General features: G+C 41.3%; 5 protein-coding genes and 2 pseudogenes. 3 read left to right on the top strand and 4 right to left on the bottom strand.

What is annotated here, in order from left to right; translation table 11 throughout:
* Positions 1 to 337, top strand: a pseudogene (locus tag PX482_RS11680) (hypothetical protein); the annotation flags it as partial.
* Between the two features lie 176 nt (positions 338 to 513).
* On the opposite strand, the gene PX482_RS11675 reads toward PX482_RS11680, so the two are convergent.
* Both PX482_RS11675 and cimA read right to left on the bottom strand, forming a co-directional pair.
* Complete coding sequence (locus tag PX482_RS11675; protein WP_288093623.1) at positions 514 to 2,226, bottom strand: hypothetical protein; 1,713 nt, start codon at positions 2,224 to 2,226, stop codon at positions 514 to 516.
* 485 nt (positions 2,227 to 2,711) lie between these two features.
* Positions 2,712 to 4,352, bottom strand: a complete 1,641-nt coding sequence (gene cimA, locus PX482_RS11670) for a citramalate synthase (protein WP_002761727.1) — start codon at positions 4,350 to 4,352, stop codon at positions 2,712 to 2,714.
* 261 nt (positions 4,353 to 4,613) lie between these two features.
* On the opposite strand from cimA, the gene PX482_RS11665 reads away from it, so the two are divergent.
* Positions 4,614 to 5,159, top strand: a complete 546-nt coding sequence (locus PX482_RS11665; protein ID WP_002761729.1) for a hypothetical protein — start codon at positions 4,614 to 4,616, stop codon at positions 5,157 to 5,159.
* On the opposite strand, the gene sds is transcribed toward PX482_RS11665, so the two are convergent.
* Entirely contained in the window at positions 5,156 to 6,127 is a 972-nt protein-coding gene (gene sds, locus PX482_RS11660) for a solanesyl diphosphate synthase (RefSeq protein WP_288122461.1), read from the bottom strand. The two genes, PX482_RS11665 and sds, sit on opposite strands and share 4 nt — an antisense overlap.
* Positions 6,128 to 6,318: 191 nt before the next feature.
* On the opposite strand from sds, the gene PX482_RS11655 reads away from it, so the two are divergent.
* Positions 6,319 to 6,468 carry a hypothetical protein gene (locus PX482_RS11655; protein WP_288122460.1) on the top strand — a complete coding sequence of 50 codons (150 nt, stop codon included), beginning with the start codon at positions 6,319 to 6,321 and terminating at the stop codon, positions 6,466 to 6,468.
* On the opposite strand, the pseudogene PX482_RS28080 reads toward PX482_RS11655, so the two are convergent.
* A pseudogene (locus PX482_RS28080) lies at positions 6,452 to 6,528 on the bottom strand (DUF2808 domain-containing protein); the annotation flags it as partial. The gene PX482_RS11655 and the pseudogene PX482_RS28080 sit on opposite strands and share 17 nt — an antisense overlap.

Raw genomic sequence — 6,528 nt, 5'->3', positions numbered from 1 at the left:
CGATAGTCAATTACCCTTAACTTGGTATTGGAATGGTAAGTATTGGCAGGGTTTACCGAGAGAAGGAATGGAGATGGCAGGTTTTTACTTAATTATCGGTTTAGGATTTGTGATTTTTCCCACAGCAATTGTGGCTACGGGAGCCTATCTTTTTCCTCCGGTCGAGGGGAGTCCTTTGTCATGGGTGCCTCTATTTTGGTCGATTTTAACCTTTGTTTGCCATGGTATTTGTTTACTCTGGTTAATTATCGAATATTATCAGTTTCCCGTTAATATGTATCTACGGGCCTTGGCCCGTCGTTGGCAAAATTCTTTTGTTACTAGATTATTATCCTAGGGTTATTTAACTGCTCCAAAGTCTGACTACAAAAATTTGCTCCCTCTAAATTTTCCTTTTTAAGAGGGACTTAGATTCAATCTGTAATTTGCCTAGAGAGAATTGGTATAAAAGAGTGATTAAAGACGGCAAAAACTTAATCAGAAAGGCTAAATTTTACTCGACATTGACTAACCTTAAAAAGGTTGAAAATAATTGACAGATTTTTTATTGTTAGGAGCGATTAAATAATCGTACAGATATCCTTTATCGAAAGAATCTATAGTTGAATTAGTCAGGGGTTTAAAGGAAAATTTCTTAGCTCCTGCAACAATTGGAGTAGTTGTGCGGACAAGTTTCCCATCTTTTTCCTGTAACAAAATAATTTCCGAAGTTTTAACTTGGCGAGCGGGTTCCCAGGGATAATAAAAGAACAATAATCCATTGTCGTTATTTAAAGCTATTTCTCCATTGGCAGCGATTTTTAGCTGCCAATCAGGATTGAGTTTATATAGTTTAGGAACGTTTTTCCATTGCCAAGGAAATTGATAAAGTTGACCGACTACACTGGGCATAGACCAAGCAAAAGGATACAACTGACTTCCCCAAGGTAGACTAGGAGCATCGACTAAAATAACTTGTCCATCGCTCAGATCGGGGGCTAATTGTATAACATCAGCCCAAAAAGCTTGCTGATATTTCCAACTTAGTTTATTTTGCTGTTGCACGATAATTCCAAATCCAATCAACAAAGAAAAATAAGTCGCTAAGAGGAGAGCCGCAAGATTTTTTTGCCGATAACTATTGGCTAAATAAACAATCAAATAGCCAAGAATTCCCCCAAGAATAGAAGCTCCAACCACGCCAGCCGCATGAACACGGGAATCACGTCCACTAATGAGGGTAGCAGGAACGGTAAAAGTTAAGGGATAGGCCAAGAATAAGAGACTTATCCCCAAAAGGCTCAACTGTTTAATTATCGGCCAATTTTCCCCACTATCCAGTCCCGAAAAACGAGAATTTTGTAAGAATAGCCATAGCAACATAAGTAATGAAAGAGGCACAAAAATTAACAATTCTCCCCTGAGATTGTGCAAAGTTTGCCAAGGACGATAGACAAATGTTCCTAAACAGACAAATGGTCCGGTAATTATTTGACGAATCGGAGTAAAAATAGCGGTTGCTATATCTAAGTCTCCAACCCGGCTATCACCAGTCAACTTTCTGAGAATTAAAACCACTAGGAAAATCGTACCTAAGATGAATAGATGTTTAATTAATTCTTTAAATATCTCCGACTGAGGCTTTTTGGTTAGAAAAGGTGCGGTGATAAACAGCAAAAAACAGGTCTCATAACTAAGAAAAGAAGCAGTAATCAATAGGTAAGACCAAATTTTTTTATCGTTCAGATAACTTAAAAAAGCGAGTAAAAGAAAGGTTATGGCGGGCAAAATGTGAATATGAGTGAGAAAAGCCCTAGTGTTATCGGCAGGAAATAAAGTAAATGCAAGGGTACCCGTCAGGACAAAAATAGGTTGATTCCAGAGACGTTGGAGAAATAGATAAAAGAGGATATTATTGGTTAATGCCAATAGATAGGCACTTATATAAATAAGCGGCAATCCTCCCAATTTTCCAGCAAAGTATGCAGAGAAGAAGAGGATGTTAAAGCCGACAACTCTACCTTGAAAAAATGCTAAATTCATGTTCTTAACAGAGTCAACAAATCTGGAAAAGTCCATGGTGAGTATGTTACCGATGAAAGCGTAATCATCTTCGTATAGACCCAAGTGATTAAAATACCAAAAGTGGGCGATCCAAGTAATCAATGCAATGGTTAAAAATGTAGTAATTTTCAATGATTTATTATTCAATAACGTCATTGATTTTCCTATAGCTTGTGTAGTCATAAATAAATATTTTATGTGAAATTTACAGCTTCAACAGGCTGAGCAATTGAATTACCTAGTGGTTCTTCGGTTTCTGTTATGCAATGTACGGGGGTTATAAGGGACGGAACCTTTATAGAGAAAAACGTTTGGCGATTTTTGTCAATTGTTTTTGATCTAGAGCGAACTAATCAATTAAATCTCTTGCCAGATAAGGATTTAGTTTATTTATGCCACCCTATCGAACCATAAAAAGTAACGAAGAGCCTACCTAGTTAAGCTTGCTTGCTCTTGTTGGAAGAATTATGGATTCTTTCTGATAATATATCAGTGTTTAAACTCTGTCAAGGCGAGATTGTACTAAATCCTGTTTAAAAGGTATAAGGGAGAACGGAGCAGGGGAGATAGGAGATAGGACATAGGACATAGGAGATAGGAGTCAGTAGTTAAATGTTCAGTGAAAACTCAAATCTGACTCCTGATAACCGATAACTGATTACTGTTCCCTAAATTGTCCCTAAAGGACAAAATTGACCCGATAATTCTAGTTGATTGTTTTGCAGTAGATATAAACCGTACTCAATTCCTTCTACTACTGCTTGATAGGAAGCTTCTAAAATATTACTAGACACTCCCACGGTTGTCCATCTTTGTTGACCGTTACTTGACTCGATTAAAACCCTAGTTTTCGCTGCCGTCCCCGAACCACTATCGAGGATTCTCACTTTATAATCGGTCAGGTGAAAGTTAGCAATTTCGGGATAGAATTTGACTAGAGCTTTTCTTAAAGCCAGATCTAAAGCAGCCACGGGACCATTACCCTCGGCCACTTCTAACAAATCTTCCTCTTTTACCCGTACTTTAATTGTCGCGATCGCATTACCACTATCCCGGAGCATATCACAATAAACTTGGAATCCTTTTAATTCAAAAAGGTGGCTTCTCTGTCCCAAAGCTTCCCGCATTAATAACTCAAAACTAGCTTCGGCTGCCTCAAATTGATAACCCTGACTTTCCAAGATTTTTAAACGTTCCAATATTTGCCGACAGGTGGGATCATCTTTATTCAAATCGATGCCAAAACTGCGCGCTTTCGCTAACACATTACTTAATCCCGATTGGTCAGAAATGACGATGCGGCGCTGATTCCCGATCGCTTCCGGGTTAATATGTTCGTAGGTTAGGGGATTTTTCGCCACCGCAGAAACGTGAATGCCGCCTTTATGGGCAAAAGCGGAGCGTCCGACGAAGGGAGCATGATCATCCGGGGCTAAATTGACCATTTCGCTGATTTTTCGGCTAGTTCCCGTCAATCGGCCTAATTGATTTTCTTCTAGGCAAGAAAAGCCCATTTTTAACTGAAGATTGGGAATTAAAGTACATAAATTGGCATTGCCGCAGCGTTCCCCATAACCGTTAATTGTGCCTTGAATCATGCGTGCGCCCTCGTTAACTGCCGCTAAGGAGTTAGCCACGGCGGTTCCTGCGTCATTATGAGCATGGATGCCTAATTGAGGCGCATTTTCCTCATCGGGATCGATGCCCAATTGCTCCCGCACTTTCTCCACAATGGGGGCGATTTCTTGGGGTAAAGTGCCGCCGTTGGTATCACAGAAAACTAACCATTCTGCTCCGGCAGCCCTGGCGGTTTTGAGGGTTAAAAGGGCGTATTCGGGGTTATTTTTGTAACCATCAAACCAATGTTCGGCATCATAAATGACTCGTTTTCCCTGACAGCGTAGATACTCGATCGTATCTCCTATCATGGCTAAATTCTCCTCCAGACTGGTTTTTAAGCCCTCTGTGACGTGCAGATCCCAAGATTTGCCGAAAATTGTCACCCAACGGGTTCTAGCGGCGAGAATGGCGGTTAACATCCGATCTTCCCGGGCCTCGACATGGGGGCGACGAGTGGAACAAAAAGCGACTAATTCCGCTTGTTTTAGGGGTTCTTCGTGCAGTTTCCAGAAAAATTGACCGTCTCTAGGGTTTGCGCCCGGCCAACCGCCTTCGATAAAAGGAATACCCATTCTATCTAATTCCCTGGCGATTTTAATTTTATCTTCGAGGGAGAGGGAAATACCTTCTCGCTGGGCCCCGTCCCGGAGAGTAGTGTCATAGACCCAAATGCGCTTACCATTGTTCATAGAAATAGTCAATAAGTGTTAATATTAATTAATAACTGTAGCAAGTTAAAATCACGCCCCTAATGCCTAGAATAACAGTTTACGGTCAAACAATCACCTGCGATCGAGGTGCAAATCTCTGTTCAGTTATCAGTGATCAGTGATCAGTGATCAGTTTTGAGTTTTCAGTGAACAGTATTAAGTATTAAAGTGTTAAAGTATTAAGTGGCCAGTTCGGAGCCTTCTTTTCACTGTTTACTGTTTACTGATTAAGGTTATCAAATGAACGAGACAATAACTTTTCGGATATCACCAGTAATTCGGGTAACTTTATTAAGTTTATATGTGGCGTTAACCATCCCTTTACCCTTTTTAGCAAAAGTCACTAATTCCCCCGTTAATCCCAATTTTCTTTGGTTAGGAATCAGCTTAGGATTAATCGCTTTATACGGAGCTTTAAGTGAAAGAGTCATTTTATCAGAGACAGGGATACAAGTTACCTATCCCCAATGGTTTCCCGCTTTTCTTCGCTCTGGTTGGTGGTTAAATTGGACAGATATAAAAGAACTTAAATGTCGCAGTACAGGACAGGGTGGTTTAGTTTATTATTTCCTTGATCGCTCCGCAGAAAAAGCCTATTTATTACCGATGCGAGTAGCGGGATTTAATCGCATGGTCAAAATAATCGAGGAAAAAACTAACTTGGATATGACTGATATTCGCCCCCTTTCTCAGCCTTGGATGTATGGAATTCTTTTTACTCTCACCCTATTTTTATTATTAGTCGATGCTTGGACTATTGCTACGGCGAGAACTATTATTCCCTAATAAATTCGGCTCAAAACGTAATCTACTAGCTCGATTAGCACCTCTTTTGAGGGAGAAGAAGCTAAACAGTCAAGGTGTTTTAAGGCACTTTGTCCGTATTGAGATGCTAATTCTTTTGAGCGAGGAATACCTTGGCTAGAGTGAATAAAATCAAGAGCTTTTTCGATGTCTCCTTCCTGACTAAATTCCCGTTCAATTAACACTTCTATATAGGGATTTTCCTCCATAGCAAAGAGAGCGGGAGCGGTGATATTACCACTGATCAAATCGGAGCCAGAGGGTTTTCCTAATACTTCCGTAGGGGAGGTAAAATCGAGAATATCATCGACGATTTGAAAAGCTAATCCTAAATCGCGACCATAATTATATAAATGATGATTAACTTCGGCCGATTGCTCGCTTAATACCCCGGCCGCTTTGGCACTGTTGGCAATTAAAGAAGCAGTTTTGTAGTAACTTTTTTCTAGATAAGCTGCCAAGGAGATACTGGTATCAAAGCGATTAATTCCCTGTTGAATTTCCCCTTCAGCAAAATCGCGAATCACTTCTGAGAGCAATTTTACCACTTCTAAATTATCTAAATTAGCTAGATACCAAGAGGATTGAGCGAAAAGAAAATCCCCCGCTAAAACCGCCACGCGATTGTCAAATAAACTGTTAACGGTGGGAACACCGCGCCGCAATTCCGCCTCATCTACCACATCATCATGGACGAGACTGGCAGTGTGGATCATCTCCGTGATTTCCGCTAATCGACGATGACGGGGAGTGATATCCCGGTCTAACATAGTAGCGCGAGACACTAACAACACGATCGCCGGTCGAACGCGTTTACCACCGGCCTCGAACAAATGTTCTGCTGCCGCCGCTAAAATGGGATGACGAGCGCCGACGAGATTTTTTAAGTTATCGGTCAAAAGACGGAGATCATCGTCAACGGGTGCGAATAAAGAAGTTGTTGGGATCATTGGTTAGCCAATTGGCGAGATAGTTACGAAAGTTTACATATCCTTACATTTATTTTAAGCTAACCGTCCAGACTAGGGAAGGGGAAGCATCAGTGATCAGTGATCAGTGATCAGTAATCAGTGATCAGTAATCAGTGATCAGTAATCAGTGATCAGTGAGGGGTTGGGGTTTTAGGGTTTTAGGGTTTTAGTTGAAATTCCCCCACCTCCCCACACCCCACACCCCACACCCCACACCCCACACCCGACACCCCACACCCCACACCCCCCACCCCACACCCCACACCCTGCCTCCTCCAACAAACTTTTTGCCGCAAACCCTACTTAAGGTTCGATACTGACAATCCAAGTCCCAACGTAGAGACGGACGGGAATATTGCCAGAGGCAATCACACCACAGG

Source organism: Microcystis sp. M53602_WE12, from assembly GCF_030065455.1.
Taxonomy (GTDB): Bacteria; Cyanobacteriota; Cyanobacteriia; order Cyanobacteriales; family Microcystaceae; genus Microcystis; species Microcystis aeruginosa.
The sequence above is the reverse complement of the archived record's forward strand: the minus strand, read 5'-3'. Positions and strand labels throughout refer to the sequence as shown.

What these genes read in the sequence shown, in the direction of transcription:
- PX482_RS11675 (WP_288093623.1), bottom strand. Translation starts at nt 2,226, where the DNA reads ATGACTACACAAGCTATAGGAAAATCAATGACGTTATTGAATAATAAA.
- cimA (WP_002761727.1), bottom strand. Translation starts at nt 4,352, where the DNA reads ATGAACAATGGTAAGCGCATTTGGGTCTATGACACTACTCTCCGGGAC.
- PX482_RS11665 (WP_002761729.1), top strand. Translation starts at nt 4,614, where the DNA reads ATGAACGAGACAATAACTTTTCGGATATCACCAGTAATTCGGGTAACT.
- sds (WP_288122461.1), bottom strand. Translation starts at nt 6,127, where the DNA reads ATGATCCCAACAACTTCTTTATTCGCACCCGTTGACGATGATCTCCGT.